The sequence below is a fragment of the Streptomyces sp. NPDC058195 genome (assembly GCF_042883525.1).
Classification (GTDB): domain Bacteria; phylum Actinomycetota; class Actinomycetes; order Streptomycetales; family Streptomycetaceae; genus Streptomyces.
In genome coordinates this window covers 27,731-53,626 of record NZ_JBHVVM010000037.1, presented here as the reverse complement: position 1 = coordinate 53,626, position 25,896 = coordinate 27,731, and the positions used below count along the sequence as shown (strand labels likewise).

23 protein-coding genes are annotated in these 25,896 nt (G+C 73.0%); 14 read left to right on the top strand and 9 right to left on the bottom strand.

Translation table 11 applies throughout. The annotated features are described in order from the left end of the window. Nucleotides 1-25: 25 nt before the first annotated feature. Nucleotides 26-979: a GNAT family N-acetyltransferase gene (locus ACFVWY_RS32005; protein WP_389878408.1), complete on the bottom strand. Its 954-nt coding sequence runs from the start codon at nucleotides 977-979 to the stop codon at nucleotides 26-28. A gap of 238 nt (nucleotides 980-1,217) precedes the next feature. Between ACFVWY_RS32005 and ACFVWY_RS32000 the strand changes: the two genes are divergently transcribed. Both ACFVWY_RS32000 and ACFVWY_RS31995 read left to right on the top strand, forming a co-directional pair. Continuing rightward, a complete protein-coding gene (locus tag ACFVWY_RS32000) occupies nucleotides 1,218-1,787 on the top strand; it encodes an FHA domain-containing protein (RefSeq protein ID WP_389878407.1) in 570 nt (189 codons plus the stop codon). Nucleotides 1,788-1,895: 108 nt separating this feature from the next. Beyond that, nucleotides 1,896-2,864 carry a cytochrome P450 gene (locus ACFVWY_RS31995; protein WP_389878406.1) on the top strand — a complete coding sequence of 323 codons (969 nt, stop codon included), beginning with the start codon at nucleotides 1,896-1,898 and terminating at the stop codon, nucleotides 2,862-2,864. Here ACFVWY_RS31995 and treY read toward each other — a convergent pair. Together treY and glgX are read right to left on the bottom strand one after the other, a co-directional pair. Then, on the bottom strand, nucleotides 2,824-5,226 hold the full coding sequence (gene treY, locus ACFVWY_RS31990; RefSeq protein WP_389878405.1) for a malto-oligosyltrehalose synthase: 2,403 nt from the start codon (nucleotides 5,224-5,226) through the stop codon (nucleotides 2,824-2,826). The two genes, ACFVWY_RS31995 and treY, sit on opposite strands and share 41 nt — an antisense overlap. Nucleotides 5,227-5,348: 122 nt before the next feature. Next, the gene (glgX, locus tag ACFVWY_RS31985) at nucleotides 5,349-7,517 is read right to left on the bottom strand and encodes a glycogen debranching protein GlgX (protein ID WP_389878404.1); all 2,169 of its coding nucleotides are present in this window, start codon (nucleotides 7,515-7,517) and stop codon (nucleotides 5,349-5,351) included. 340 nt (nucleotides 7,518-7,857) lie between these two features. On the opposite strand from glgX, the gene ACFVWY_RS31980 reads away from it, so the two are divergent. Then, on the top strand, nucleotides 7,858-9,090 hold the full coding sequence (locus ACFVWY_RS31980; protein WP_389878403.1) for an SAV2148 family HEPN domain-containing protein: 1,233 nt from the start codon (nucleotides 7,858-7,860) through the stop codon (nucleotides 9,088-9,090). 112 nt (nucleotides 9,091-9,202) lie between these two features. Continuing rightward, entirely contained in the window at nucleotides 9,203-9,934 is a 732-nt protein-coding gene (locus ACFVWY_RS31975) for a 3'-5' exonuclease (RefSeq protein WP_389878402.1), read from the top strand. 36 nt (nucleotides 9,935-9,970) lie between these two features. Here the strand turns inward: ACFVWY_RS31975 and ACFVWY_RS31970 are convergent, their stop codons facing one another. Then, entirely contained in the window at nucleotides 9,971-10,837 is an 867-nt protein-coding gene (locus tag ACFVWY_RS31970; RefSeq protein ID WP_389878401.1) for a phosphotransferase enzyme family protein, read from the bottom strand. A 104-nt stretch (nucleotides 10,838-10,941) separates the two neighbouring features. Between ACFVWY_RS31970 and ACFVWY_RS31965 the strand changes: the two genes are divergently transcribed. The 5 genes from ACFVWY_RS31965 to ACFVWY_RS31945 all read left to right on the top strand — a co-directional run bounded on the left by ACFVWY_RS31965 (nucleotide 10,942) and on the right by ACFVWY_RS31945 (nucleotide 17,109). Then, entirely contained in the window at nucleotides 10,942-11,913 is a 972-nt protein-coding gene (locus ACFVWY_RS31965) for a carbohydrate ABC transporter permease (protein WP_389878400.1), read from the top strand. Then, entirely contained in the window at nucleotides 11,910-12,749 is an 840-nt protein-coding gene (locus tag ACFVWY_RS31960; RefSeq protein WP_389878399.1) for a carbohydrate ABC transporter permease, read from the top strand. Before ACFVWY_RS31965 ends, ACFVWY_RS31960 begins: the two co-directional genes overlap by 4 nt. Beyond that, nucleotides 12,749-14,047 (top strand): ABC transporter substrate-binding protein, encoded by a 1,299-nt coding sequence (locus ACFVWY_RS31955; protein WP_389878398.1) that lies wholly within the window; start codon nucleotides 12,749-12,751, stop codon nucleotides 14,045-14,047. The genes ACFVWY_RS31960 and ACFVWY_RS31955 overlap by 1 nt, the downstream gene beginning before the upstream one ends. A gap of 417 nt (nucleotides 14,048-14,464) precedes the next feature. Next, nucleotides 14,465-15,667 (top strand): S8 family serine peptidase, encoded by a 1,203-nt coding sequence (locus tag ACFVWY_RS31950; RefSeq protein ID WP_389878397.1) that lies wholly within the window; start codon nucleotides 14,465-14,467, stop codon nucleotides 15,665-15,667. Between the two features lie 293 nt (nucleotides 15,668-15,960). Continuing rightward, complete coding sequence (locus ACFVWY_RS31945; protein ID WP_389878396.1) at nucleotides 15,961-17,109, top strand: DUF4185 domain-containing protein; 1,149 nt, start codon at nucleotides 15,961-15,963, stop codon at nucleotides 17,107-17,109. A 60-nt stretch (nucleotides 17,110-17,169) separates the two neighbouring features. Here the strand turns inward: ACFVWY_RS31945 and ACFVWY_RS31940 are convergent, their stop codons facing one another. Next, entirely contained in the window at nucleotides 17,170-17,946 is a 777-nt protein-coding gene (locus ACFVWY_RS31940) for a DUF2785 domain-containing protein (RefSeq protein WP_389878395.1), read from the bottom strand. Nucleotides 17,947-18,421: 475 nt separating this feature from the next. On the opposite strand from ACFVWY_RS31940, the gene ACFVWY_RS31935 reads away from it, so the two are divergent. Then, entirely contained in the window at nucleotides 18,422-18,979 is a 558-nt protein-coding gene (locus ACFVWY_RS31935; RefSeq protein WP_389878394.1) for a DUF1697 domain-containing protein, read from the top strand. Beyond that, a complete protein-coding gene (locus ACFVWY_RS31930; protein ID WP_389878393.1) occupies nucleotides 18,976-19,380 on the top strand; it encodes a DUF4440 domain-containing protein in 405 nt (134 codons plus the stop codon). Before ACFVWY_RS31935 ends, ACFVWY_RS31930 begins: the two co-directional genes overlap by 4 nt. A gap of 5 nt (nucleotides 19,381-19,385) precedes the next feature. Here the strand turns inward: ACFVWY_RS31930 and ACFVWY_RS31925 are convergent, their stop codons facing one another. From ACFVWY_RS31925 to ACFVWY_RS31915, 3 genes are all read right to left on the bottom strand, one after another. Beyond that, nucleotides 19,386-20,177 carry an ABC transporter ATP-binding protein gene (locus ACFVWY_RS31925; protein WP_389878428.1) on the bottom strand — a complete coding sequence of 264 codons (792 nt, stop codon included), beginning with the start codon at nucleotides 20,175-20,177 and terminating at the stop codon, nucleotides 19,386-19,388. 85 nt (nucleotides 20,178-20,262) lie between these two features. After that, nucleotides 20,263-21,132: an aldo/keto reductase gene (locus ACFVWY_RS31920; protein ID WP_389878392.1), complete on the bottom strand. Its 870-nt coding sequence runs from the start codon at nucleotides 21,130-21,132 to the stop codon at nucleotides 20,263-20,265. 22 nt (nucleotides 21,133-21,154) lie between these two features. Continuing rightward, nucleotides 21,155-21,688: a flavoprotein gene (locus ACFVWY_RS31915; protein WP_389878391.1), complete on the bottom strand. Its 534-nt coding sequence runs from the start codon at nucleotides 21,686-21,688 to the stop codon at nucleotides 21,155-21,157. 136 nt (nucleotides 21,689-21,824) lie between these two features. Here ACFVWY_RS31915 and ACFVWY_RS31910 point away from each other — a divergent pair, with 136 nt between their 5' ends. The 3 genes from ACFVWY_RS31910 (at nucleotide 21,825) to ACFVWY_RS31900 (ending at nucleotide 24,191) form a co-directional block, all read left to right on the top strand. Then, complete coding sequence (locus tag ACFVWY_RS31910; RefSeq protein ID WP_389878427.1) at nucleotides 21,825-23,006, top strand: helix-turn-helix domain-containing protein; 1,182 nt, start codon at nucleotides 21,825-21,827, stop codon at nucleotides 23,004-23,006. A gap of 112 nt (nucleotides 23,007-23,118) precedes the next feature. Further along, nucleotides 23,119-23,337 (top strand): hypothetical protein, encoded by a 219-nt coding sequence (locus ACFVWY_RS31905; protein ID WP_389878390.1) that lies wholly within the window; start codon nucleotides 23,119-23,121, stop codon nucleotides 23,335-23,337. 275 nt (nucleotides 23,338-23,612) lie between these two features. Further along, nucleotides 23,613-24,191 carry a TIGR03086 family metal-binding protein gene (locus ACFVWY_RS31900; protein WP_389878389.1) on the top strand — a complete coding sequence of 193 codons (579 nt, stop codon included), beginning with the start codon at nucleotides 23,613-23,615 and terminating at the stop codon, nucleotides 24,189-24,191. Between the two features lie 412 nt (nucleotides 24,192-24,603). On the opposite strand, the gene ACFVWY_RS31895 is transcribed toward ACFVWY_RS31900, so the two are convergent. After that, on the bottom strand, nucleotides 24,604-25,833 hold the full coding sequence (locus ACFVWY_RS31895) for a hypothetical protein (RefSeq protein WP_389878388.1): 1,230 nt from the start codon (nucleotides 25,831-25,833) through the stop codon (nucleotides 24,604-24,606). Nucleotides 25,834-25,896 lie beyond the last annotated feature (63 nt).

Sequence of the window (25,896 nt, the reverse complement as noted above, 5' to 3'; positions counted from 1 at the left end):
CCGGCCGGGGCCGGTCCGTACGGGGTCAGTCCCAGACCATGTCGAAGGAGCGCTCGAAGTTCACGTAGCCCAGGCGGGCGAAGGACCGGGCCATCGGGACGTTGCCGAGGTCCGTGGAGGCCCGGACGCGCACCACGTCGTCCTGCGCGGCCAGCACCCGGGTGCCCTCGGCGAGGAGGTCGTCGATGTATCCGTGGCCGCGCCGCTCGGGCAGCACTCCGATGTACGCGATGATCGGGTTGTAGTTGTTGCGGGCCGGGATCACGAACCCGACCGGCTCCCCGCCGGGGAGTTCGGCGATCCGCCACCACGCGCGCGGGGTGCGGTAGTGCGCCAGTTCCTCGTCGTAGTGCTTCTCGGCGGCCTCGCGGGCGCTGAGACCGGAGGCCAGGTCGGCCTGGCCGTGCGCGTCGAGAGTGCCCTCCATCACCGGGGTCATCAGTGCGAGAAGGTCCTCGCGGTCGGCGACCGGACGGAACCGGAGCCGCCCGCTGTCCGCGGGGACCGCCGTTCCCGCACGCCACTCCAGGCGCAGCCGCTCGACCAGCATCCGCGCGCCGGAACGCTCCATGACCCGGATCCGGGCCTCCACGATCTCCCGGGCCGCCGGGTCCTCGTGCCAGTCCGCCGGGACGTGGCGCTGGTACTCGGGCCGCGGCGCACCGGCCGGTATGACCGCCGCCGTCGCCGCCTCCAGCAGCCGCCGTCCCGCCTCGCCGCGCTCCGGCTCGGGCAGCGTGTCGTCCAGGTCGAAGACGTCCAGGATGAGCGGTGCCTCGCCCGTGTGGCTCCACCACGAGAGCCGGGCCACCAGCCGCTCGCCGCGCAAGGCCACCCACATCCACGCGGGGCGGCGCCGTCCCGAGGCGAGATCGTCATCGAACTCGTGGTCGAAGACGTACGACAACTGCCGGAACATCCCCAGTTCCTGGGGGCCGGTGAGCGGGCGGATGGTCAGTTCCTGCGGTGCAGGCGTCATGCAAGCTCCTGATAAGGGCCGGAAAAAACCGCCCGGTGCACCGGGCGGTCTGCGGTGGCAGACAGTAGCAACGCCGCCGCCTCCCCGCGCGCGGATTTACGGGTCACGGCCGCGACCGGACCGGAACGCGGCAGGCCGGACCGGAACGCGGCGCACCGGAACGGAACGCGGCGGACCGGAACGCGGCTGACCAGACCGATTCTGGACACTGCGGGGCGGTCGGGCCGACAATTGGCACGTGACGTCCTCCTTCGAGTCCCACACGCACGCCGTGCGGCTGTCCGACGCCCAGCGCGACCGCGTGCTCGGCGTACTCAGAGACGGCGCCGCCCAGGGCAAGCTCTCCCACGACACCTTCATGCGGCGCATGGAACTGGCGCTCGTAGCCCGCCGTCCGGAGGAACTGGCGGCGCTCACCGCCGACCTGGAGGGCGAGGGCCGCCTGTCACAGCGGATACTCCGGGTCGTCGGCGGGGTCTCCGGATTCCCCGGCCGGATACGCCGGGTCTGGCAGAACGAACGGCTCCCGAAGCTCCTGCTGCCCGCCCCCAGCCCGCGCCCCCTGCTGATCGGCCGCGACCCCGGAAACGGGCTGCGGCTCAACCACGAGACCGTCTCCCGGATGCACGCGGAACTCCACACCCAGCCCGGCGGCGGCTGGCTGCTGCGCGACCTCGGCTCCACCAACGGCACCTGCGTCAACGGCCGCCGGGTCACCGGCACGGTCCCGGTCCGCGCGGGCGACCAGGTGAGCTTCGGCCGCATGAGCTTCTGCCTCTCCGCCCCCGCGCCCCTGCCCCCGGCCTGAAACCCGGTCATCACCCGGACGGCCGTACGCCGACTGCGCGTCGGCCCCGCCGGTGGTCCCCTGAGGGAACCGCGCCGCACACCGGCGCCCCGGACTCCAGGGGAACCGATGCAGGCCGACGCGCCGGAAGGCATATCCGCACCGGCCCACCGCCCGCGCACCGCCCCGGGCCCCAGCCTCCTCGCCCCTGGCACCGCCCGCGACCCGCACCGGCTCTACCGGGCGCTGCGCGCGACGTACCCGCTCAGCTACGACGCGCCCCTGGGCGCCTGGCTGGTCAGCCGGTACGCCGACGTCGTCACCGCCCTCACCGACCCCCGGTTCACCGGCCTCCCGCACGACGCCGTGCCCCGCGGCGGCCCCGCGCCGCTCGGCCTCTGCCACGGCGGCCCGCGGTGCGCCGCCCCCGGCCCCGCCGCCCCGCCCCACGGCGCCGTCGCCCGGATCGAACGCACCGCCTACGTACTGGCCCGCCGGATCGCCGGACGCCGACAGGCCGATCTGGCCGAGGAGTTCTGCCGCTGGCTGCCCCTCGGCGCGGCCACCACAGCGCACACCCACCCGTACCCCGTCCTGCCCGGTCCCAGCCCCTGCACCCGTCACACCGGACTGCGCGCGACCGCGCTCGCCTCCTTCCTCGCCAACGTGCTGGACACCCCCGGCCTGCCCGACGTCCTGCGCACCGAACCCGCTCTCGCCGACCGGGCGTGGACGGAGTCGCTGCGCCGCGACCCACCGGTCCAGATGGTGCTGCGCCGCACCACCGCCGAGGTCGTCCTCAGCGGCGGCACCCTGCCCGCCGGGGCGTACGTCGCCTGCCTCACCGGCTCGGCGGGCCGCGACCCGGAACGCTTCGCCGCCCCCGGCCTCTTCGACCCCTTCCGCACCGACCAGGGCAGCCTCCTCACCGGCCCCGCGTCCTGCCCGGCCGTCCTGCTCGGCCGGCTGGAGGCCCGGCACGGGCTGCGCGCCCTGCTCGACGCGATGCCCCGGCTCCGCTGGGCGGACGGCTTCCGTCCGGTCCGCGCCGGGCTGCTCACCCGCGGCCCGCGGACCCTGCTCGTCCGGCCCGGCTGAGCAGTGCCACCGGCCGCTCCGCGAAGAGTTCGGCCGACACCGCCGACCCCCCGGAGAACTCCCGGCCGGGCGTCAGCAGATCGGCCCACACCCCGTCGTCGGGCAGCGACAGCTCCGTACCGCGCCAGCCGCCCGACTCCGCCAGCCGTGACGACAGCCGGGTCACCGCCGTGACCACCTCGCCGGAGCGGCAGAACGCCAGACAGTGCCCGGCCGCCGGGCCCCGGACCTCCAGCGGGACGTACGTACCGGCCGCGCCGAACACCTCCGGCCGCTCCCGCCGCAGCCGCAGCGCCACCGAGGTGAGCCGGGCCTTCTCGTCGTCCCCGGCCCCGTCCGGCTCACGGAAGGGCCGCCGGTTGTCCGGGTCGACCAGCGCCAGGTACTCCCGCTCGGTGCCCTGGTACAGATCCGGCACGCCCGGCATCGTCAGCTGGACCAGCGCCGCGCCCAGCACATTGGCCCGGACGTACGGGGCGAGCGTGTGGGCGAACCGCTCCAGCGCCTCGCGCACCGCCCCGCCCGCGGCGGCCGGGCCCGCCGCGACGAAGTCCGTCACGGCCCGCTCGTAGGCCGGATCGGACTCGGTCCAGCAGGTGAAGAGCCCCGCCTCCCGGACCGCCTTCAGCAGCGCCGGTTCCTGCCGCCCGGCCTGCTCCCCGCCCGGCAGGCCCGTGCAGCCCACCGCGGTCTGCCAGGACAGCCAGGCGAACTGCGCGTCGGGAGGAGTGGCCGTCACGGCCCGCCCCAGCTCGGTCAGCAGCCCCGACCACGCCTCCGGGCTCTCCGTCAGCACCGCGATACGGGCCCGCACATCGGCGCTCCGCTTGGTGTCATGGGTGGTCAGCACCGTGCTCGTGGAGGGCCAGTCGCGGGCCAGCCGGGCACAGAACGCGTGGAACTCCTCCGGAGCCACCGCGGGCCGCCCCGGATCGCCGCCCACCTCGTTCGCCGACACCAGCGGCGCGTACCGGTAGTACGCCGTGTCCTCGACCGACTTGGCCCGCAGCGCCGAAGCCGTCTGGGCGAACCGGGCACAGAACGCCGCCCGCTCCGGCCCCCCGCCCAGCCGCCCCAGTGCCAGCTCCCGGACCACGTCGACCGCCGAGGACTCCTCCGCGACCGCGAACACCGCCTTCGCGTCCCGCGCCGCCGCCTCCGGCACCGCCTCCTCGGCCGGCCCGGAGGGCGGGGCGCCAGGCCCGTCGGGCCTCACGTACGGACGGTAGACGGGCACCCGCACCAGCAGCTCGCGGACGGCGGTGCGCAGCGCCCACGGGGCGTGGTCGCGCAGGCCGGGCTCGGCCGCGCAGATCCGTACCGCCAGCCGGGTCAGCAGCGCGGTCTCGGCGGCCAGCTCATGCGTCACCACCTCGTACGCGGCACGGCGCACGGTCGCCGTCCAGTCGCCGCCCCGGTCGGCGGCCGGGCCCGCGTACTCCCGGAAGCGGCCGACCAGTTCCGCCGCGCCGGCCGGGTCGACGAACAGCCCGTCGACGTGGCGCAGCGCGTCGTACCCGGTGGTGCCCGCGACCGCCCACCGCGCGGGCAGGCGCTCCTCGCCGGTGAGGATCTTCTCCACCACCGTCCACCGTCCCCCGGTGGCCGCCGACAGCCGCTCCAGATAGGTCTCCGGGTCGGCCAGTCCGTCCGGGTGGTCGACGCGCAGCCCGTCGACCACCCCGTCCCGGACCAGCTCCAGGATCGTGCCGTGGGTCGCGGCGAACACCTCCGGGTCCTCCACCCGCACCCCGATCAGCCCCGAGACCGTGAAGAACCGCCGGTAGTTCAGCTCGGTACGGGCCAGCCGCCACCAGCCGAGCCGGTAGTGCTGGGCGTCCAGCAGCTCCGGCAGCGGCAGCCCGGCCGTTCCCGCCCGCAGCGGGAACTCCTGACCGCCCAGCCGCAGCACCTCCCCGTCCACCCGGAACCGGTCCATCTCCTCGCCGATCCGGCTCCCGAGCACCGGCAGCAGCACCTTCCCGCCGCCCGCCTCCCAGTCGATGTCGAACCAGCGGGCGCAGCGGGACTCCGGGCCCTCGCGCAGCACCTCCCGCAGCGCGCGGTTGTGGCGGGGATCGGCGGCCATGTGGTTCGGCACGATGTCCACGACCAGCCCGAGCCCGTGCGCCCGCGCCGTGCGGGCCAGTCCCCGCAGCCCCTCCTCGCCGCCGAGTTCACCGCGCACCCGGCCGTGGTCGACGACGTCGTAGCCGTGCCGGGAGCCGGGGACGGCCTCCAGCACGGGGGACAGGTGCAGATGCGAGACGCCGAGCTCGGCGAGGTACGGCACGGCACGCGCGGCGGCCGCGAACGGGAAGTCGGGCTGGAGCTGGAGCCGGTAGGTGGCGGTGGGCGTCATGCGGTCGTTCGTACCCGGCCCGGCGGCATCTGTGACAGAGAACGCCGCAAAGGGCCCGACCGGCGGTGTCCCCGGCACCCGCCGCCCCGCGCCCGGCACCCGGCCGTGCCCCGTGCCGCGGCCTACGCGGGCCGCTGGAGCACCGCCATGCTGCGCCCGACCAGCGTCACCCGCTCGCCCGCGGTCACCTGGGGCCCCGAACCGGGCATGACCCCGACCGGGCGCGCCGTGTCCACCACGAGCAGCCACTGCCGTCCGTGGTGCACCGGCACCCGGAACTCCAGCGTCTCGGCGCTCGCGTTGAACATCAGCAGGAACGAGTCGTCGGAGATCCGCTCACCGCGCGGCCCCGGTTCGGAGATCGCGTGCCCGTTGAGGAAGACCGTCAGCGCCTTGGCGTGCGCGGCCTGCCAGTCCCGCTGCGTCATCTCGGAGCCCTGCGGCGTGAACCACGCGATGTCCGACAGCTCGTCGTGGGGGCCGTCCACCGGGCGGCCGTGGAAGAACCGGCGGCGGCGGAAGACCGGATGGTCGCGGCGGAGCCAGACCATCGCCCGGGTGAACTCCAGCAGACTGCTGCTGCCCGCCGCCCCGCGCTCGCCCCTCTCCGGGCCGTCCGGGTCCTGGCGCGCCTCCTCGGCCGGTTCGGGCCAGTGCACCCACGACAGCTCGCTGTCCTGGCAGTACGCGTTGTTGTTGCCCCGCTGGGTACGGGCGAACTCGTCGCCGTGACTCAGCATCGGCACGCCCTGCGAGAGCATCAGCGTGGCGACGAAGTTGCGCATCTGCCGGGTCCGCAGGTCCAGCACCTCCGGCCGGTCCGTCTCGCCCTCGGCCCCGCAGTTCCAGGACCGGTTGTGGCTCTCGCCGTCCCGGTTGCCCTCGCCGTTGGCCTCGTTGTGCTTGTCGTTGTACGCGACCAGGTCGTGCAGGGTGAAGCCGTCGTGGCAGGTGGCGAAGTTGATCGAGGCGAGCGGGCGGCGCCCGTCGTCCTGGTACAGGTCCGAGGACCCGGTCAGCCGTCCGGCGAACTCCGCGAGGGTCCGCGGCTCCCCCCGCCACAGGTCCCGCACGGTGTCCCGGTACTTCCCGTTCCACTCGGTCCACAGCGGCGGGAAGTTCCCCACCTGGTAGCCGCCCTCCCCGACGTCCCACGGCTCGGCGATCAGCTTCACCTGACTGACCACCGGGTCCTGCTGCACCAGGTCGAAGAACGACGACAGCCGGTCCACCTCGTGGAACTGCCGGGCCAGGGTGGCCGCCAGATCGAAGCGGAAGCCGTCCACGTGCATCTCGGTCACCCAGTACCGCAGCGAGTCCATGATCAGCTGGAGCACGTGCGGCGAGCGCATCAGCAGCGAGTTCCCGGTCCCGGTGGTGTCCGTGTAGTACCGCTGGTCGTCCGCGAGCCGGTAGTACGAGGCGTTGTCCAGGCCCCGGAAGGAGAGCGTCGGACCCAGGTGGCTGCCTTCCGCGGTGTGGTTGTAGACCACGTCGAGGATCACCTCGATGCCCGCCTGGTGCAGGGCCCGCACGGCCTGCTTGAACTCCAGCACCTGCTCGCCCCGGTCGCCCCAGGACGCGTACGCGTTGTGCGGGGCGAAGAAGCCGATGGTGTTGTATCCCCAGTAGTTGGCCAGCCCCGCGTCCGCCAGCCGGTGGTCCTGGACGAACTGATGGACGGGCATCAGTTCGATCGCCGTGACACCCAGCTCCGTCAGATGGGCGATCACCTCCGGATGGGCCAGCCCCGCGTAGGTGCCGCGCAGCTCCTTCGGCAGTGCCGGGTGAAGCATCGTCAGGCCCTTGACGTGGGCCTCGTAGATCACCGTGCGGTGGTAGTCCGTACGGGGACGGCGGTCGTCGCCCCAGTCGAAGTACGGGTTCACCACCACCGACGTCATGGTGTGCGGGGCCGAGTCGAGATCGTTGCGCGCGTCGGGGCGGCCGAACGGATAGCCGTACACCGCCTCGCCCCACCGGATCTGCCCGGCCACCGCGCGGGCGTACGGGTCGAGCAGCAGCTTGGCCGAATTGCATCGGACACCGCGCTCCGGCTCGTACGGCCCGTGGACCCGGAACCCGTACCGCTGACCGGGCATCACCCCCGGCAGATAGGCGTGGCGGACGAAGGCGTCGGTCTCCCTCAGCTCCACCGCGGTCTCGGAACCGTCGTCGTGCAGCAGACACAGCTCGATCCGTCTGGCGGCCTCCGAGAAGACCGCGAAATTGGTCCCGGCACCGTCGTACGTGGCGCCGAGGGGGTATGCCTGTCCCGGCCAGACCTGCATGGGCTCGACTCCTCCACCTCTGATCAGGCAGATCCTTCCCGAAAGAAGTGCGCCGACCTAGGACGTCTCCGGGACGTCACCCGGTCCGGTCAACATCGGGCCTCCGCGTGTCGCTCGGAACCGCGATCCGGACCCCGGGCCCGCGCCCCGGCCCGGCAGCCGGTCCGCAATAGGGTGCTTAATCACTATGAATCACCTCACTCCGGCCGATGCTTCCGCTGGGAACAAGCCTGCGTCAGTAAGGAGTTGACGAAGCAGCATGCGCATCCTGCTGCACCGGCTCCCGCTCCCGGAGTACCCTTCCTTGATCGTTGGTGGGGGAGTGGAAGGCGGTGCGCGGGTGAGCTCGGGAGGCTTCGAGCTGCCCCCAGGTGACCCAGGTCACGAGGGGGAATCCACCGATGCCCCGCCAGGGGCGGTGTCGCTTGCGCAGCCCGTGGAGATCGGCGCGGAACTGGACTGGGGAGCGGAAGCCTGGAGCGAGGTGCGGATGCGCGCCCAGCGGGCTGGCCGTGCCTACATCTGGCTGAATCTCGTGGAGCAGCGGCTGCGTGCCGTGGTCGCCGCGGTGCTCCGGCCCATCTACGAGCCGGTCCACGGCGAGGACTGGGTGGTGGCCGCCGCCGGTCCCGCCGGACAGGAGTGGGTGCAGCGCGCCGTCGCCGTGCGCGAGGTCTCGCGCCGCAAGGGCTATCTGCTGGACCCCGCCGACGACAACGTCCTCAGCTTCCTCACGCTGCCCCAGCTCCGCGAGCTGATGGTCCAGCACTGGCCCTGCTTCGAGGCGTACTTCGACGACCGGCGCGAGGTGGAGCTGGCGCTCGACGAGCTGGAGGTCGCCCGCAACGTGGTCTCCCGCAACCGCGCCCTGAACGAGCCGGTCCTCGCCCAGGCCGAGCGTGCCTCCGCCCGGCTCCTGGAGATCCTGGGCAGCGGTGCCGCGGTCCCTTCGGCCGACCGGCTGCCGGTCGACGCCGTCGAGGAGCTGGTCGGCGACCGGTACGCGGACGTGGTCTCCGTCCACCCCGACCGGGTGCGGCTCCAGCGCCAGATGCCCGCCGAGGACCTCTTCGGCGCCTCGCGGCGGCTCGACGCGATCGGTATAGGGCTCAACCTGCTGGTGCAGAACTTCTCGGGACGCAGGCTCGTCCGGCTGGCCGAGTCGGGCTGCCGCATCCGGCTGCTCTTCATCAACCCGGCGAGCAGCGCGGTCAAGCGGCGGGAGCGGGAGCTGGGCCTGAAGAAGGGCGAACTGAGCCGGTCGGTGGAGATGAACATCCTCCATATGCGCCGGGTCCGCTCCAAGCTCCGCGACCCGGGCGCCTTCGAGATCCATGTCTTCGACGAGACCCCGCGCTTCACGGCGTACCTGGTGGACGGCGACGGCACGGACGCGGTGGGGGTCGTCCAGACGTATCTGCGGCGCGCGCGCGGGATGGAGGCGCCGGTGCTGGTGCTGCGCGGCGGCGGACGTGCGGTGTTCCGCGCGGGGCAGGAGAACGAGCACGGGCTGTTCGAGACGTACCGCGAGGAGTTCGAGTCGGTGTGGACGGACTCCCGGCCCGTCTCCTGAGCGCCGTTCCCCCGGCCGGTGCCGGGCCCGCCCGTGAGGGGGCGTGGGGGCTCTGTCAGTGGTGCGTGCAAGGGTGGTCACCACATGGGGGAGCACACGAAGGAGGTACCCGATGAGTTGGGAACGGGAGCCGCTGGTCGGTTTCGACCTGGAGACGACGGGCACGGAGCCGCTGGAGGCGCGCATCGTGACGGCCGCCGTCGTGAGCGTCGGGAGCAGCGGCGGGGAGCCCGTGGGGGAGCGCACCTGGCTGGCCGACCCGGGGGTCCTGATCCCCGCGCAGGCCTCGGCGATCCACGGCATCAGCAGTGAGCGGGCGGCGGCGGAGGGGCGCCCGGTGCGGGAGGTCGCGGACGAGATCGCGGAGACGCTGACCGGCTACTGGCGCCGCGGCGTTCCGGTCGTCGCGTACAACGCGGCCTTCGATCTGACCCTGCTCACCGCCGAGCTGCGGCGGCACGGTCTGCCCTCGCTGAGCGACCGGCTGGACGGGGCGGGCATCGGCCCGGTCATCGATCCGTACACCATCGACCGCGCGGTCGACCGCTACCGCAAGGGCAAGCGCACCCTGGAAGCGGTCTGTGTCGAGTACGGCGTGGTCCACGGCGGCGCCCACGACGCGGGGGCCGACGCGCTGGCCGCGGTCCGGGTGGCCCACGCGATAGCCGGGCGGCACGGCTCGGTGGCCGCGATGTCCGCCGCCGAGCTGCATGAGCGCCAGGTGGAGTGGTACGCCCGGTGGGCGGCGGACTTCCAGCGGTTCCTGCGCCGCAAGGGCACGGCGGACGCGGTGGTCGACGGACACTGGCCGCTGCGGGAGCCGGCCGCGGTCACGGCCGGCTGACCCCGTCGCGTATCGGCCGGCTGGCCCCGTCGCGGCTCAGAAGGGGTACCAGCGCACCGTCGGGTCGTCGTCGCGCAGCGAGGCCACCCGGCGGCGGAATTCCGCGAGCGCCTTCGGGTTGGTCGGCGCGTGCTGCGACACCCAGGCGCAGCTGGCCGTCTCCCGCGCCCCGCGGAGCACCGCGCAGCCCTCCCACGCGCGCACGTCCCAGCCGTACGTGGCGGTGAACGCGTCGTACGCCTCGGGCGCCAGCCCGTACCGGTCCCGGGACAGGGCCAGGACGACCAGGTCGTGCTCGCGCAGATCCGCGGAGAAGGTCTCCAGGTCGACCAGCACCGGGCCGTCCGGCCCGACATGGACGTTGCGGGGCAGCGCGTCGCCGTGGATCGGTCCCGGCGGCAGATGCGGGACCAGGGCGGCCGCGGCCGCCGCGAAGCCGTCCCGGCGCCCCCGCAGATAGACGGCGTCGGCCGGGTCGATCGCGTCTCCCGCGAGCCGCAGCCACCGTTCGACGCCGCCCAGCAGTTCGCGGCGCGGCAGTACGAAGCCGTCCGGGGCGGGCAGCGCGTGCACCAGGGTCAGCAGCCGGGCCAGGTCCTCCGGCCCGGCGGGGCGCACCGCCTCGGGCAGCCGGTGCCAGAGGGTCACCGGGTGCCCCTCGACCAGCCGGGCCGCGGGCTCCGCGGCCCGTACGGCCGGGACGCCCGCGTCGGCCAGCCAATGGGCGACGGCCACCTCGCGGTCCGCCCGTTCCCGCAGTTCCGGGTGGCGTACGGCGTCCCGGCCGACCTTGACCACCAGGTCACCGACGGCGAACACCGCGTTCTCACCCAGCGCGAGCAGTTCCGCGTCGCCGGGCAGACCGGCGGCGGCGAGCACCTCGCGCGCAAGCATGTCGTTCATGTCTGCGATTTTCGCACCTGTGCAGGCCTCCTTGACGAACCGACGGCCCATCAGCACCATGACGGGGGCCACCTGAGCGGCCAGAACGGTACGAAACCGATCAAATGACGCGAAGGGGGCGGATCGTGACATTAGCGAGTGCGGCCGTACGTTCCGGGAGACACGGCCCACCCGGTGGCCCGCAGGACGCCCCGCCCCGGCCGGTCAGCCGCAGGACCGGCGCCTGGTTCCTGGTGCTGCCCGCGCTGATCCCGATCCTGGTCCTCAGCGTCGGCCCCCTGCTCTACGGCATCGCGCTCGCCTTCACCGACGCCCAGTCCGGCCGTACCCGCGCCACCCAGTGGGTGGGCGCCCTGAACTTCCAGGACCTGCTCCACGACACCCTCTTCTGGGACTCCTTCAGGATCGGCCTGGTCTGGGCGTTCGGCGTGACCGTCCCGCAGTTCCTCCTGTCCCTCGGCCTGGCCCTGCTGCTCAACCAGCGGCTGCGGCTGCGCTGGCTGGCGCGGGCGCTGGCGATCATCCCCTGGGCGATGCCCGAGGTGGTCGTGGGCATCATGTGGCGGCTGGTCTACAGCCCGGACGCGGGTGTCCTCAACGAGACCCTCCGCGACCTCGGCCTGGGCGACGGCCGGGACTGGCTCACCGGACTCGCCACCGCGCTGCCCGCCGTGATCGTCGTCGGGGTGTGGGCGGGCATGCCGCAGACCACCGTCGCCCTGCTCGCCGGGGTCCAAAACGCCCCGCAGGAGCTCCACGAGGCGGCCGCCCTGGACGGCGCCGGTGCCTGGCGCCGATTCCGTACCGTCACCTGGCCGGTGCTCAGGCCGGTCGCGCTCGCCGTCACCGCGCTCAACTTCATCTGGAACTTCAACTCCTTCGCCCTGGTCTACGTCCTGACCAACGGCGGCCCCGGAGGCCGCACCCGGCTGCCGATGCTCTTCGCGTACGAGGAGGCCTTCCACTACGGGCAGTTCGGATACGCCGCGGCGATGGGCTGTGTGATGGTCGCGGTGATCTCCGTGATCCTCGCCGTGTACCTCGCCGGACGGCTCGGGGGAGGCGAGGGCCGATGAACACCCGTACCCGTACGTCCGTCCGCGTCGGACAGTACGCCGCGCTCCTGGGCTACCTCGCCTTCCTGGCGTTCCCGTTCCTGTGGCTGGTGTCCACCGCCTTCAAGCCGGCCCGCGAACTGGGCTCGCTCCACCCCACCTGGATCCCCGGGCACCCGACGCTCGACAACTTCCGCCAGGCCTTCGACGAGCAGCCGCTGCTGCGGGCCGCCGCCAACTCGCTGACCGCCGCGCTCTGCGCCGCCGCCCTCGCGGTCGTCGTCGCCACGCCGCTGGCGTACGTGATGGCCCGTCGCCGCTCCCGGCTCTCGACGGCGGCCACCGGCTGGGTGGTGGTCAGCCAGGCGTTCCCGCTGGTGCTGCTGATCATCCCGCTGTTCCTGGTCCTGAAGGGCCTGCACCTGATCAACACCCTGTCGGGGCTGGTCATGGTGTACACCGTCTGGGCGCTGCCCTTCGCGCTCTGGATGCTGGTGGGCTACGTGCGGGCCGTGCCCGTCGAACTGGAGGAGGCCGCCGCGGTCGACGGAGCGGGACGGCTGCGGACCCTCGCGTCGGTGACCGCCCCGCTGCTGGCCCCCGGCATCGCCGCCACCGCGCTCTTCGCCTTCATCACCGCGTGGAACGAGCTGTTCTTCGCGCTCGTCCTGCTCAAGACCCCGGAGAAGCAGACCTTGCCGGTCGTCCTGACCCACTTCATCGGAGCGGAGGGCGCGGCCGACCTCGGGCCGCTCGCCGCCGCGGCCTTCCTCGCCACCCTGCCCTCGCTGGTGATCTTCGCGATCATCCAGCGGCGGATCACCGGCTCCATGCTGGCCGGGGCGGTGAAGAGCTGATGCGGGCGTCACCGCGCAGGGCGGCGGCCGCCGCGGCCACCGCGCTGGCCCTGCTCCTCGCCGGCTGCGCGGGGACGGACGGCGGCCGGGGGGAGGGCGGCCGGATCGAGCTGAGCTTCCAGTCGCTGGCCTGGCAGAAGGAGTCCGTCGACACCAACAAGCAGCTGGTGAGGGAGTGGAACGAAAGCCACCCGGACGTCCACGTCACGTATGTCCCGGGCAGCTGGGACACCGTCCACGACCAGCTGCTCACCTCGTTCGAGGGCGGCGAGGCACCAGACATCATCCACGACGCCTCCGACGACCTGGCCGACTTCGCGTACGGCGGCTACCTCGCCGACCTGCGCGGACTCCTCCCCGACCGGCTGACCGCCGACATCCCGCCGCAGAGCTGGTCCACCACCACCTTCGGCGACGGCGTCTACGGTGTGCCCTTCCTCCAGGAACCCCGCGTCCTGATCGCCAGCACCGTGGTCCTCGAAACCTCCGGGGTCCGCGTCCCCACCCCCGAGAAGCCCTGGAGCTGGGAGGAGTTCCGGCAGGTCACCAGGGAGCTGACGGGTGAGGGCCGGTACGGCGTGGCCTGGCCGCTCAGGGAACCGGTGTCCGTCACGCTCAACCTCGGCCTCTCCGGCGGCGGCCAGCTCTTCCACCGCGGCGCCGACGGCAAGGTCACCCTCCGCGCGGAGGCGGGCGACCGGATCGTCCCCGGGACCATTCACGACCAGGTCAACACCGACCGCAGCGCCGCGCGCACCACCCTCGGCATGGGCGGCTCCGACACCCTCCCCGGCTTCTTCGGCGGCAAGTACGCGATGGTGCCGCTCGGCTTCTCCTACCGCCAGCAGATCGCCGAACAGGCCCCCGAGGGATTCGAGTGGACGGTGCTCCCGGCGCCCGCGGGCAGTGCGGGGCTCACCCAGGGAGTCAGCCCGCAGACCCTGTCGGTCTCGCAGGACAGCCCGTACAAGCGGGAGGCCGCGCAGTTCATCGACTTCCTGCTCCGGCCGCCCAACATGGTGCGCCTGGCCAAGGGCGACTGGATGCTGCCGACCGGCACCGAGGCCCTCGCCGATCCTTCTCTGCACACCGCCGAGAACGGCTGGGCGACCGGCGTCGCCGTCGCGAAGGAGCTCCGTCCCGCCCCCGCCCAGTCGGTGCGCGGCTACCCGGAGTGGAAGGACAAGGTGGCCACGCCCGCCCTCCAGGAGTACTACAGCGGGGCCATCGGGGCCGAGGAGCTGAGGAAGCGTCTGGTCGACGACGGGAACCGGGTCCTGGCCCGCTACCAGCGCTGACACGGCTGCCGGAGGCGGCCCCGGGACGTCCGCGCGAGCGGTCCCGGGGCCGCCTCCGGCGCACCGGAACGTTCCGCACCGCCGCAATGTGGCCGCCAGGTGAGAGGTCGGTGAACGTGGGGGCGGAATCCGGCCGCGCCCCCGCCCGTCCGGACCGCCGGGCGGGGTGGGCCGCGCCGCCCGCGAAGACCGCCGGTCGCCCCGCCGCCCCACGGCGCCCCACCGAAGTCCCGCTGACCACGCCCGACTTGGGTGCCGCTGGCCGGTTTCTTATTACGAAAGTTTGTTGTGTAAGTCACAGCCACAAGAAGGTCTTGATCTGAGCTCGTCAATCGGTCAGGGTTTCGAGCCAGCCCCCGGAGATCTTCCGGCCGGGAGCGAATCCCCCCACAAAGAATGACGAGGAGATCCCTCTTCATGGCTATTCACCAGCGTGCCCGCCGGTTCAAGCTCACCGCCGCGATAACCGCGGTGGCCGCGGCTGCCGGAATCACCCTGCTCAACACCTCGCTGGCGGGCGCCGAGCCCGCCCCCGCGATGGGCGTCGTCTACGGCGCGGACGCGGCGGACGCCGTTTCCGGCAGCTACATCGTCATGCTGAACCAGAAGGCCGACAAGTCGGAGCTCGCCAAGGAGTACGGCGGCAAGCTGAAGCGCAACTACAGCTCCGCCATCAACGGCTTCTCCGCCTCCGGCCTCACGCTCACCGAGGCCAAGCGGCTGGCGGCCGACCCGGCCGTCTCCAAGGTCGTCCAGAACAAGAAGTTCCACATCGACGAGACCCAGACCAACCCGCCGTCCTGGGGTCTGGACCGGATCGACCAGACCGAGACCGCGGGCGACGACGCCTACACCTATCCCGACAGCGCGGGCGAGGGCGTGACCGCGTACGTCATCGACACCGGTGTGCGCACCACGCACGAGGAGTTCGGAGGCCGGGCCAGCTCGGGCTACGACGCCGTCGACAACGATGACAGCGCCGACGACGGCAACGGCCACGGCACCCACGTGGCGGGCACCATCGCCGGTGCGACCTACGGGGTCGCCAAGAAGGCCAATATCGTCGCCGTCCGGGTGCTCGACGACTCCGGCTCGGGCACCACCGAGCAGGTCGTCGCCGGTATCGACTGGGTGACCGAGAACCACGAGGGCCCCTCCGTCGCCAACATGAGCCTCGGCGGCGGCGCGGACGAGGCGCTCGACGCCGCGGTCGAGAAGGCCATCGCCTCCGGCGTCACCTTCGCGGTCGCCGCCGGAAACGACTCCTCCGACGCGAGCCAGACCTCCCCGGCCCGCGTCCCCGACGCCATCACGGTCGCGTCGTCCACCGTGGACGACGAGCAGTCGTACTTCTCCAACTACGGCTCGATCGTGGACATCTACGCCCCGGGCTCGGACATCACCTCGTCCTGGAACGACAGCGACGACGCGTCCAACACCATCTCCGGTACGTCCATGGCGACCCCGCACGTCGTCGGTGCCGCCGCCGTCTACCTCGCCGGACACCCGGACGCCAGCCCGGAGGAGGTCGCCACGGCCCTCACCGACGGGGCCACCCCCGACGCGATCTCCAACGCGACCGAGGGCACCGCGAACAAGCTGCTGAAGATCGTCGAGTAGCCGACCGGCCCTCAGCGGTGACCGGGCGGCGAAAGCCCGGCACGACGGAGAACAGCGGCCGCCGCGCCCTCCCCCACGGGGCGCGGCGGCCGCGCCGTGCGTGGGGCCCGGCCCCGCGGACACCTCGCTCACCGCGACTTCCGGCCGACCTCGGCCGGTCTCTCCCTCCGGCCGCATCCTGCCCGCGCGCCGGTGCGTTGATCCGGTGATGTCCACGCGCGCCGGCCGTGCCGGTGCGGCGCCGAAGGCATCTTCCCGTCCGCGCAGGCTCGTATCCGAAAGGCATCGACAGGATGACAGGATCACCGGACAAGAAGGACGTCACCAGCGACTGCTCCCGCCGCACGCTCCTCAAGATCGGCATCGGTGCCGCCGTGGGCGCCGGGATGGTCGGGCCGGGCGCCCGAGCGGCCACGGCCGGCGGACCGGGCGACCCGTCCAGCCCCACGCTCGCGGTCAAGGTGAAGAACCTGAGCGGCCCGGACGAGACGGGTCCGTTCGCCTCACCGTGGACCGACCTCGGCATCCCCGTGCTCTGCCCGGACGGCACCATGCTGTTCGTCGGCGGCGACACGTTCGACGGCGACCGGATGCCCCAGCCGGGCGGACCCGACGGTGACTGGCGCGCCCCGGTGGGGCTGCGCTCCAGCAGCGCGGACCTGAACAGCCTGCGCATCGACGGGAGCGTCGGCGGCGCTCACGCCAACGGCCTCGTCGAGGAGCCGCACACGCCGGTCGGTGACAACAAGGCCACGACGGCGATTCCGTCCGACGTGTTCGTCGTCGACGGCGTCATGTACATGCACCTCATGCGCGGCGTCATCTTCGAGACCCACCACACGGACTTCTGGCGCTCCACCGACAACGGCGAGACCTGGGAGTACCTGTGCCAGTGGCCGGGTGACCTGCACGGCGGCCAGTTCCAGCAGAAGACGTACGCCGTGGCCGACGACGGCTACTGCTATGTGCTCTCCACGGTCTTCAGCCGCGACGTGGCATCCGGGATGCTGCTCCACCGGGTGCGCAAGGAGAGCCTCGGCAACCCGGACGCCTACGAGCCCTGGGGCTACGCCGACGGCGGCTGGCGGTGGAACGCGCCCGCCCCGACCACCGTCCTGGGCACCCGCAAGTGGGGCGAGATCTGTTTCCGTGCCATGGACGGCAAGTACGTCCTCACCTGGCTGAACATGGATGTGCTGTCCATCCGGGCGATGGTCTTCCCCCTCCCGACCTCGGACCTGACCAGGACTCTGGAGCAGACGATGATCCTGCCCTGCCTGCCGGGCCAGGAGGCGGCCAACCTGGTGGCCAGTCCGTACGGCGGGTTCGTCATCCCCGGCTCGACCTTCGGCGACTTCCACATCGTCGTGAGCCAGTGGTACGACAAGGAGAAGGGGAAGGACTACCGGTTCATGCAGTACAAGATCAACATGCTGTCCTGAGCCGGGCCCCCTGCCGGGCGCCGTCCTCCGACGGTGCCCGGCGCCGCCGGACCCTGCCGGTCAGCGTCTGACGATCCGGTCGAGGACGGTGGCGAGGGCGGACTTGACCGCCTCGCGGTGGTGGAGGGGGTGTGCGGGCAGCTCGCTGGTGGGGCGCACACCCCGGTCGGCGAGGATGTAGAGCAGGCGCAGGGTGCGCAGGCAGTTGCTGAGGTGGGCGGGCACCGGGGTACTGATGCGGTCGGCGCCGAAGTGCTCGGCGATCGGGCCCAGCCAGCCGACGGCATCACGTTCGCTCAGGTCGGTGCGGGTGAGCACCCGGGCGATCCCCCGGGCCAGCTGGTCGTAGACGTGGTCGGTGGGCGCCGTCAGCCGCGCGGCGGCGAGACGCAGCATCCGCCCCGGCGCCACCTCGGGGTGGAGGCCGAATCCGGCGAGCAGGTCCGCGCCGTGCGCCACCGCGTGGAGCCAGCCGAGCGTCTCGTCATGGCCGCGCAGATCCCGCTCCGCCGGGTACCAGCGCTCGAACGCGTCCACCCAGCCGGCCGCGAAGTCCCCCGCCTCCACCAGCATGCCGAGCACGAGGGGCGCGAAGGTGCGGGCCTCGGTCCGGTCGTCGGCGAACCGCGCGGCCATCTCGTCCCCCAGCTCCAGCCGCCGCGGCGCGTCGATCGCCCCACGGGCGATCCAGGTCGCGAGGACGGTGTGGGGCGCGCCGTCCCGGACCAGCGGATCGGGGTCCGCCAGCGCGCGGGACAGCTCGCTGACCAGGTCGTCCATGGGGCGGTCGGCGGGCACGGCGCAGTCGGCGGCCTCGATGCTCTTCCAGTCGATCATGACGGGCAGACTAAGGGCTGTCCCGTACTCCCTGGCGGGCGTACGCCAGCGCATTATGTCCGGGTATTCGCCCTGTATCGCCAACTACGCCACTGAGCACGACAGTTCGGCCGAAGGACGTTTCGCGGAGCGCCGCCGGGCCGTCGCAGCGCTCGGAGCCGTTCCGGCGGAAGGCGTGCGGCCGTACCGGGTCACATGTCACCAGCGGACGCGCCCGGCGCCGCGGGCGGCCCGCCGCCCGCGGCGCCGGGGGAGCCGTGAGCCGCGGTGCGCGCGGGACCGGTGGACCAGACGGCGGAGGCGCCGCGTCAGGCGGCCGTCGAAGCCACTGTTCACCGCCACCGCGCCCCTCTCCCGCGCTTCCCCCGTCCGAGTGCAGGCGGAGCCACCCGGGGGACCGGACCGGCACAGGACACCGGGCCCGGCACCGCCAGCCCGCCCGCGGCCTTCCGCCACACGCTCTAGGGTGTGGGCCATGACGATGTACGCGGCGCTGTTGCGCGGGATCAATGTGAGCGGACACAAACGCGTTCCGATGGCCGAGCTCCGGAGCCTGCTCACCGGACTGGGACACGAGGACGTCCGCACCCACCTGCAGAGCGGCAACGCCGTCTTCAGCAGCGCGTCGGACGACGAGGACGCCCTCGCCGCCGAGCTGGAGCGGGCCGTCGAACAGCGCTTCGGCTTCGCCGTGCCCTGCCTGGTCCGCGACGGCGGCTACCTCGCGGCAGTCGCGGCGGCCTGCCCCTTCCCGGCCGCCGAACTTGAGGGAAGACAACTGCACATCACGTACTACGACCGGCCGGTCGACGCCGCCCGCTTCGCCGGGATCGACCCGGCGGCCCATCTCCCCGAGGCGTTCGCCCTCGGTGACCGCGCGCTCTACCTCTACGCCCCCGACGGGCTGGGCCGCTCGAAACTCGCCGACGCGCTGTCCCGTACCTCCGTCACCAAGGACATCGTCGCCACCTCGCGCAACTGGAACACCGTGGCCAGACTGGTCGAGATGACCACGGCAGGAGCCCCCGCATGACCGAACCGACCCCCGGCGTGGCCGCGGCGGTCGAGGGCGAGCTGCGCCTCCTGGACCCGGCCGTGCGCGCCTCCACCGAACTCCTCGCCCGGCTGCTGCACCCCGACTACCGGGAGATCGACTACACCGGCCGGATCTGGGACCGCGACACCATGATCGCCTCGCTCACCGCGGCGGACGCCCCGCGCCCCGGCCCGCTCACCGCCTCCCGGATGAACGGCATCCAGCTCGCCGACGACATCGTCCACCTCACCTACGACACCGAGACGAAGGGCCGCCTCGCCCACCGCAGCTCGGTGTGGCGGCTGACCGGCACGGGCTGGGTGCTCTACTACAACCAGGCCACCCCCTTCACTCCCACGGCGGGCTCCGGCGCCAGCGAAGGCTCCGGCGACGGCTGAGCCGCTCAGCGCCGGGAAACGCGCTGCGCCCGCGCCGCCCACCGCCCGTCCGTACGGGAGATCCGCACCGGATGCCCGAAGCAGTCGCTGACCCGCTCCGTGGTCAGCACCCCGTCCACCGGGCCCGAGGCCACGCACCGGCCGCCCCGCAGCAGCATCGCGTGCGTGGTGGAGGCGGGCAGCTCCTCCAGATGGTGGGTGACCAGCACCGTCGCCAGCTCCGGGTGCTCCTCCCGCAGCATGTCCAGACTGTCGAGCAACTGTTCGCGCGCGGCGAGATCGAGACCGGTGGCCGGCTCGTCGAGCAGCAGCAGCCGCGGCCGGGGCATCAGCGCGCGGGCGATGAGCGTACGGCCCCGCTCGCCCTGCGACAGCGCGGGCCAGCGCGACCCCGACTTGCCGCCCATCCCGAGCATCTCCAGCAGCCGCTCCGCCTGGTCGTGCTGCTCCTGGTCCACCGACCGGCGCGGCACCGGCTCGACCGAGTTCGTCAGACCCGTCAGCACCACCTCGTGCACCGACAGCGGGGAACGTAGCGGATGACGCGGGTCGACATGCCCGAGCAGTGCGCGCAGCTCCCGCAGATCAACCCGGCCAAGGGTGCGCCCCAGCACCTCCACCGAACCCCGGGTGGGGTGCTTCACCGCGCCGAGCAGCCCCAGCAGAGTGCTCTTCCCGGCCCCGTTGGCACCGAGCAGCGCCCAGTGCTCACCGCTTCGCACGGTCAGCGAGACCGCGTCGAGGAGCACCTTGCCGTCGCGGACCAGCTGGACCCCGTCGGCCCGGATCACCGGCACGGCGTCGGCGGCAGGGGCAGGGGCAGGAGCGGGCGCGGGAAAGGTGGTGGTGTCGGGCGTGGTCACGGCCGGGTGCTCCTTCTTCTCATGCGGGTACGAGCGTCTCCAGGCCGCTCAGGTCCTCGTCCGACAGCCGGATTCCCCGCGCCCCCAGGTTCTCCGCGAGATGGGCGGGAGAACCGGTGCCCGGGGTCGGGCACAGGACGGGGGAGCGGTGCAGCAGCCAGGCGAGGGCGATCTGCCCGCGGGTGGCGCCGTGCCGGTCGGCGATGGCGGAGAGCGCGACCGCGGCATCACCGGTCAGCGCGCCGTTGCCCAGCGGGAACCACGGCAGAAAGGCGAGACCATGGGCCTCGCACACCTTCAGTACCGCCTCCGACGAACGGTCCAGGAGATGGAAGCGGTTCTGCACCGAGGCGATCCCGGTCAGGGAGAGCGCCTGCTCCAGCTGCTCGGCGGTCAGGGTGTCCAGGCCGATGAACCGGATCTTACCCTCGCGCCTCAGCTCGTCCAGGGCGCCCAGCTGCTCCGCCACCGGCACCTCGGGATCCAGCCGGTGCAGCTGGTAGAGATCGATCCGGTCCGTCCGCAGCCGCCGCAGGCTGGCCTCGCACATGGCCCGCAGCCGCTCCGGGCGGCCCTCGACGTGCCAGGCGCTGTCGCTGGTGCGGACCACACCGCCCTTGGTCGCGATCACCAGCTCCTCGCGGTACGGGTGCAGCGCCTCGGCGACCAGTTCCTCGGCCAGCCCGGGGCCGTAGTTGTCCGCGGTGTCGATCAGGGTGACCCCCTGCTCCACGGCCGCCCGCAGCACCGCCACGGCAGCGCCGCGTTCACCGCGCGGGCCCCAGTACCCGGGCCCGGTCAGCTGGGCCGTGCCGTAGCCGAGCCGCCGTACCGGCAGCTCGCCGCCGAGCAGGAAGGTCTCATCGGGCGAGTCAGGTGCGAGCGTCATCCCGCCACCCTACGGTCTCGGCTTACGAGCCCATCGCGTCGACCGCGTCGAGCGCGAGCTGCCAGGGGAACCCCCCGGGGCGGCGCTCGCCCGGCAGGTTCGGCTCGAAACCGCCAGGGCCGTACAGCACCGTGACGCCCATCTCCCTCAGCTCGGTCACACTCCGGCCGAAGGCCCGGTGGCGTGCGTACGCCGAGTTGACGCAGGGCATCGCGACGAGGGGAATCCCCTTGCCGATCGCCTCGGCCGCGAAACCCACCACGAAGCTCGATGTGAGGCCCAGCGCCCAGGAGTTGACCGAGTTGAACGTGGCCGGTGCGAACAGTGCCACGTCCGCCGGTGGCCATACGTCGTCCGCGCCCGGCACCTTGTACGCGGACCGCACCGGGTGCCCGGTCAGCCGCTCCAGCTCCGTCAGCCGCGGCTCCAGCCACCGGGCCGCCGACGGAGTGAGGCCCAGACACACGTCGTAGCCGCGGACCTGGGCCATCTCGATGACCGGAGCGATGCCGAGGACGGGCGGAGCGGCGGAACCGAGCAGGTAGAGAGTCTTCATAGCGCCATCCCATCGCGCCGGGGCGGGACCGGCCAATTTTCCTCAATCCGGTGGGCACCAGGCCGCTTTGCGAATTCCGCGACGCCCCGCGCGGGTACGGTTCCGGGCGATGAACCAGGAACGCGAGGGGGCCGGAATGCCCGCACCCGACGACTGCAGCACGGGCGAGCGCATCAAGGAGCAGCGGAGACTGGCCCGGCTCAGCCAACGCCAGCTGGCCGCCCGCATTCCGTACTCCTACAGCCTGCTCAACCAGGTCGAGTGCGGGGCCCGGGTGGCGACGGCCGAATTCACCGCGGCCGTCGCCCACGGCCTCGGCATCGACATCACACTCCTCATGGGCCCGCCGCACGTGACCGAAACACAACAGGGCAGGCTCGCCGCGCTGGTGCGCCCGGTCCGGGAGTCCCTCGCCCTCTACGACCTCGAACCCGACGGCCACCACCCCACGCGCACGGTGGGGGAGCTGGTACGCGACGCCGACCGCCTCTGCCAGGAGGTCCGGGCGACGTACCTCAGGAAGGCCGCCCTCGCCCTGCCGGGTGTCATCGACGACCTGACCCTCACCGTGCACACCGCGCCGAGCACCGAGGCCTGGCGCGCTCTGGCCTCCGCGTACCGCACCGCCCACGACATCGCCGCCAAACTCGGCTTCGTGGACCTCGCCATCACCGCGCTCGACCGCATGGGGTGGGCCGCCGCGCACGCCTCCGATCCCTGCCTGGCCGCGATCCGCCAGTACCGGCGGGCCCTGAGCCACGCCGATGCGGAGCAGGATCTCGGCAGGCGCCTGGTCGAGGCCGGTCAGAAGCTCGTCGTCGGCCAGACCTCGCGCGAAGGGCTCGCCGTGGCGGGCCAGTTGCACCTCGGGGCCTCGGAGATGGCGGCCAGGGCCGGGGACGGCGGGGCCGTGGCGCAGCACATCGCGGCAGCCCGGGAACTGGCCGACCGCGTCGGCGGCGAGGCGGGCGAGGTCCACTGGCTGAGCTTCGGCCGGATGAACGTGAACCTGCACGAGATCGGCGCGGCCATCACCATGCGCGATTTCGACGCCGCGCTGCGGCAGGCCCGTACCGTGAAACTCCCTCCGTCGACGCTGACGTCGCGCCGGGCCCGCTTCCTCGTGGACCGTGCCGTGGCCGAGATGGAGACCGGGCACCTGGACGCCTCCCTGCGCCACCTGCTCGCGGCGCGCCGGACCGCCCCGGAGCAGACCCGCTACCACCCGCGTACCAGGGAGACGGTGACCGGGCTCCTCCACACGAGCCGCCGCACTTCGGACCACCTGGTCAACATGACGGCCTGGATCGGTCTCTGAGACGCGTCCGGCCCGCCGGAAACCCCTGGGGCCGCTCACAGAAATGTGAGCGTTGCGGCCCCCGTGTCCTGGGACTCTCGTCCCACCAGACCAGCGAGGAGCCGGGGGCGTCATGAACGTGAGGAACCTTCCGTCGGCCAGTGAACTGACGGAGCAGCAGCAGCGTGGATGGTCCTGCGTCTGGTGCCGGACCGGCCTGACGATCGGCACCGACACCGATCTCGGGGAACAGCGGACCCGCCCGGCCGCGGGTGCCGCGTACAGCTGGTTCCCCCGGGCCTGCTCGGACGCCGCGGCCTGTGCCGCCCGTGAAGCGGGGCTCGCGTCATGACGGCCGCGCGGCCCCCGGCGGGCGGCACGCCGGGGACCGTCCGCACCGGCGGCGACCGCGTCGTCACCGGAGCGTCCGTGACGCTCCCGCCCGGCGACCCGGTGCCCGGCCCGTAGGCGCACCCGCCCAGCTCACCGGACTGTCTCCCCCCGCGACACGTTCCGGGCCAGATTCCGCCAGCGCCACATCACTCCGGACTCCCCTGGACCGGCTCCGTGACCGACGTGTCGCCTTTCTTCAATTGCCGGGCACAGGTGCGGTCGTAGGGTTCCGGCATGAAGACCGAGCACGCTCATATGACCGAAGTCGCCGCCGAGGCGGCTCGTATCGCCCGTTCCATCCGTGCCGAGCAGCTTGACGCGGACCGTACGCCCTGCGGTGACTGGAATCTGCGGGGGCTTGTCAACCACTGGGTGCTGTACACGTCCCACGGGCTGGAGCACCGGGCCCTGGGCAAGGAACTTCCCGAGGCGCTTGTCGAGCGTGACTTCACCGCCGACGCCGACTGGGCCGGGCAGTACGCCGAGCAGCTGGAGCGCGCGGTCGCCGCCTGGGCGGACCCGGCGGTCTGGGAGGGGGAGATCGACCTGGGGAGCTCCACGTCCCCGGCCGGTGACGTGGCCGCGATGCTCATCGAGGAGACGGTCCTGCACGGCTGGGACGTGGCCCGGGTCGTCGGCGAGGAGTTCCGGCTGTCCGACGAGGCGGCCGCCTATGTGCTCGAAGTCGTCGACGGTACTGCCGCGTTGTACCGGCAGTACGACGGTTTCGCCGACGAGGTGGACATCCCCGGGACGGCGTCGGACTTCGAGCGCGCCCTGGCCCACAGCGGACGCGACCCGAAGTGGTCCTGACCCAGGGGCCTTACGCGGGGTGGCGGGGTGTGTCCGCCTCGCGGGAGCGCCGGGCGAGGCGCCGCGCGCGACCGCCGGCCGGATGATGTCTGGTCGCCGCGCGTCACGGCCCGGTCCGCGCCGCGCCGCGTCGCACGGCCCGGTCCGCGCCGCGCCGCGTCGCACGGCCCGGTCCGCGCCGCGTCGCGTCGCGTCGCGCCGATCGGACCGGGCCGTGCCCCGGGGTGCCAGCCGCCCTGGGGCGTGTACCGAAAGTCCCGTCCGCCCGGCGGCGCCTGGCACGCGCGCGCCGCGTTGCCGGGATCACCCCGGTCCCTCCACTACCGGGGCGGCTCTCCGCCGTGCGCTCGCACGCACCGGACACCGCCCGGCCCGCCCTTCGGGCAGACAGCGCCGTCTTCGCTGCCCGCCCTCAGTCCTGCCAGTAGAAGAGCAGGGTGCTGACGTCGAGGGGGCGGCGGCCACCGAAGTAGTAGACGCAGAGGCCGGTCACGCGGATCTCGCCGGTCTCCGGGGTGATCCAGCGGAAGCCGGCCGCTTCCAGGGCGGCACGGGCGGCGGGTTCGGGGCTGTGGGAGGTCACGAAGGGCCCCAGGGTGCTGACGGAGACCTCACCGTCCCCGGAGCCGAGGCCGATCACGTGGTACGTGCCGCCGCCCTGCTGGTGGTAGTGGCCGCAGGGGACCGGGGGCCGCGGATCCAGGCCCGCCGCGGTGAGCGCGGCCGTCGCCCGGCCGAGCCGCTCCTCCTCCTCTCTCTCCACGTCCTCGTCCGACCGTGCGGGCGGCTGGGTGCAGATGGCCTCGACCCGCCAGCGCGGGTCGCTCCGCTCCTCGCAGTGGTGGCCGTACTCCTCGACGACCGCCGCGCGCAGTTCGTCGTCCAGTCCGTCGACCTCGACCCGGGGGCTGCCCAGCGAGGCGTGGATCGCGCGGGTCTCGGTGGCGTCGCCGGTCAGGCGGTGCAGGGCGTACGCCGCCCACAGCTTCGCCTCGATCGTCGGCGCCGTGCGGAGGCAGGCGCGGAGCCGGTCCGGATCGGTGAGCAGGGACTGGGCGAGGTGGGCGACCGACCGGTCCGGGTCCGCGAGGGCGTCGGTGACGTCCTGCCCGGCCCGGTGCCGCATCCGGACCCGGAAGGCCCGGTCCTCGGGGCGGGCTTCACCGACGTCGGCCAGCACCGCCTCCGCTCCGTACCGGCCGACCAGCGCGTCGAGCCCGGCCTCGCCGGTCGCCCGCATCCGGGGCCAGGGCTCGGCCGCCAGCGTCGCCAGCTCGCCAGCCGCCGTGCGGTCACCGAGCAGACCGCGCGCCTTCAGGACCGCCTCCGGCATGCCGTACGACGTGTCCTGCCGCCGGTCTGGATGTCTGAGCCAGCCCAGCAGCTCCGTCCGGTCGGCGAGCAGGTCCAGCAGCGCGATCCGGACCTCCGCCACGTCCTGCGTGTCGTGGATACGGGCGAGCAGCGCGGCGACGCGACGCTCCGGCACCCGTCCGGCCAGCGCGTGCACACAGGGCCTGCGACGCCACCACGGATGGGCCGGATCGGCGACGTACGCCGCCAGCGCGTCCGCGTCGAACGCGCGCAGACCCTCCGCCTCGACACGCCCGGCCTCCGGCACCAGAGTTTCTATGCTGAACATTCAGCGGATGGTAGCGGCTGCCGCCGGATTCCCGCCCCCCGTACACGGTTTCGCCAATGGCCC

Coding starts and splice junctions, on each gene's coding strand:
- ACFVWY_RS31945 (WP_389878396.1), top strand. CDS start 15,961: ATGACAGGATCACCGGACAAGAAGGACGTCACCAGCGACTGCTCCCGC.
- ACFVWY_RS31905 (WP_389878390.1), top strand. CDS start 23,119: ATGAACGTGAGGAACCTTCCGTCGGCCAGTGAACTGACGGAGCAGCAG.
- ACFVWY_RS31955 (WP_389878398.1), top strand. CDS start 12,749: ATGCGGGCGTCACCGCGCAGGGCGGCGGCCGCCGCGGCCACCGCGCTG.
- ACFVWY_RS31960 (WP_389878399.1), top strand. CDS start 11,910: ATGAACACCCGTACCCGTACGTCCGTCCGCGTCGGACAGTACGCCGCG.
- ACFVWY_RS31970 (WP_389878401.1), bottom strand. CDS start 10,837: ATGAACGACATGCTTGCGCGCGAGGTGCTCGCCGCCGCCGGTCTGCCC.
- ACFVWY_RS31975 (WP_389878402.1), top strand. CDS start 9,203: ATGAGTTGGGAACGGGAGCCGCTGGTCGGTTTCGACCTGGAGACGACG.
- ACFVWY_RS31995 (WP_389878406.1), top strand. CDS start 1,896: ATGCAGGCCGACGCGCCGGAAGGCATATCCGCACCGGCCCACCGCCCG.
- ACFVWY_RS31915 (WP_389878391.1), bottom strand. CDS start 21,688: ATGAAGACTCTCTACCTGCTCGGTTCCGCCGCTCCGCCCGTCCTCGGC.
- glgX (WP_389878404.1), bottom strand. CDS start 7,517: ATGCAGGTCTGGCCGGGACAGGCATACCCCCTCGGCGCCACGTACGAC.
- ACFVWY_RS31965 (WP_389878400.1), top strand. CDS start 10,942: ATGACGCGAAGGGGGCGGATCGTGACATTAGCGAGTGCGGCCGTACGT.
- ACFVWY_RS31930 (WP_389878393.1), top strand. CDS start 18,976: ATGACCGAACCGACCCCCGGCGTGGCCGCGGCGGTCGAGGGCGAGCTG.
- ACFVWY_RS31895 (WP_389878388.1), bottom strand. CDS start 25,833: ATGTTCAGCATAGAAACTCTGGTGCCGGAGGCCGGGCGTGTCGAGGCG.
- ACFVWY_RS32005 (WP_389878408.1), bottom strand. CDS start 979: ATGACGCCTGCACCGCAGGAACTGACCATCCGCCCGCTCACCGGCCCC.
- ACFVWY_RS31910 (WP_389878427.1), top strand. CDS start 21,825: ATGCCCGCACCCGACGACTGCAGCACGGGCGAGCGCATCAAGGAGCAG.
- ACFVWY_RS31935 (WP_389878394.1), top strand. CDS start 18,422: ATGACGATGTACGCGGCGCTGTTGCGCGGGATCAATGTGAGCGGACAC.
- ACFVWY_RS31940 (WP_389878395.1), bottom strand. CDS start 17,946: ATGATCGACTGGAAGAGCATCGAGGCCGCCGACTGCGCCGTGCCCGCC.
- ACFVWY_RS31920 (WP_389878392.1), bottom strand. CDS start 21,132: ATGACGCTCGCACCTGACTCGCCCGATGAGACCTTCCTGCTCGGCGGC.
- ACFVWY_RS31950 (WP_389878397.1), top strand. CDS start 14,465: ATGGCTATTCACCAGCGTGCCCGCCGGTTCAAGCTCACCGCCGCGATA.
- treY (WP_389878405.1), bottom strand. CDS start 5,226: ATGACGCCCACCGCCACCTACCGGCTCCAGCTCCAGCCCGACTTCCCG.
- ACFVWY_RS31900 (WP_389878389.1), top strand. CDS start 23,613: ATGAAGACCGAGCACGCTCATATGACCGAAGTCGCCGCCGAGGCGGCT.